The 1,004-nt window shown below is 39.5% G+C and carries 1 protein-coding gene; it reads right to left on the minus strand.

Features of this window, described 5'->3' with window-relative positions; translation table 11 throughout:
* Window positions 1–309 precede the first annotated feature (309 nt).
* The gene (locus tag BOW51_RS11040) at window positions 310–840 is read right to left on the minus strand and encodes an AAA family ATPase (protein WP_245828679.1); all 531 of its coding nucleotides are present in this window, start codon (window positions 838–840) and stop codon (window positions 310–312) included.
* Between the last annotated feature and the right edge of the window lie 164 nt (window positions 841–1,004).

Here is a 1,004-nt window from a genome sequence, read left to right on the forward strand (position 1 = left end):
TATGAAATTGAAAAATACATAACTCCCGCCTATGTGATGCGAAAAAGAGATCTGCAATGGCAGGGCGTCGGAAGTCACACTACGCAGAAACAGATTTAATATCTTGGTAACTATCTAGTACTGATTGATATTAGTAGCTGCAATAGGAAACTGTAAGATTGTTTTCAGTGGTGCATGCATGTATGATGTAGACTACTTAGTTAGTTAGTCACTTAGTGGGACCTCTGCTTGATGGATTTTGCTGATTATCAGTTTAAATTAATATTATTGAAGTGATGGGTGGCAATGGGCTGTCCCAGGGTCTACAACTTAGAAATTGTCAAACCATTTAGCTTCAAAGCAAAAGTGGCCGAAATCACCGCATAATTCATTCGGAACTGGGGGCAGCTGATAGAAATCACCACACAGGATGACTTGTAGGCCGAGTCCGCCGAATGTGAAATTATTGTCTCTTAATTTTCTACAGAGGAATTCCACTTGTGTGAGGACCCTACTGCTAATCATTGAAATCTCATCAATAACAAGAACCTTTGTCTCTAAAATCCGTTGTTTACATGCTATGAAACGTTCATCTGTATTTATCAGGTGCAAGAGTTCACCATTGGCATACCTACCATCTCCAATGCCAGACCATTTGTGTAAAGTTAATGCATTCAAGTCTTGATATTGGAGAGAAGCTATCCCTGTGGATGTGGTAATGGCAACTTTATGACCGCTTTTTCTTAGATATTCGACAATTATCTTTATCACAAAGGTTTTCCCGGACCCTGCTTGACCGGTTATAATTATATTGTGCCCATTTATAGCTAAGGAATAAGCCTCTCTTTGAGATTCATCCATTTTCAACAAGAGGAAGCATTGTTTGAAATAAGGAAACTGAACAAACTACGAAGTTGTTTTTGTTTATTCTGAATTTGGAGACTCTCTTGTTTTATCGTGGGCGTAGTGTTGTCCGGAACACCTCTCGTTACGGTACACTCGACTTCGTTTGTAGCGCGTAGGAA

This window comes from Solemya elarraichensis gill symbiont (assembly GCF_002021095.1).
Taxonomy (GTDB): Bacteria; Pseudomonadota; Gammaproteobacteria; order Chromatiales; family Chromatiaceae.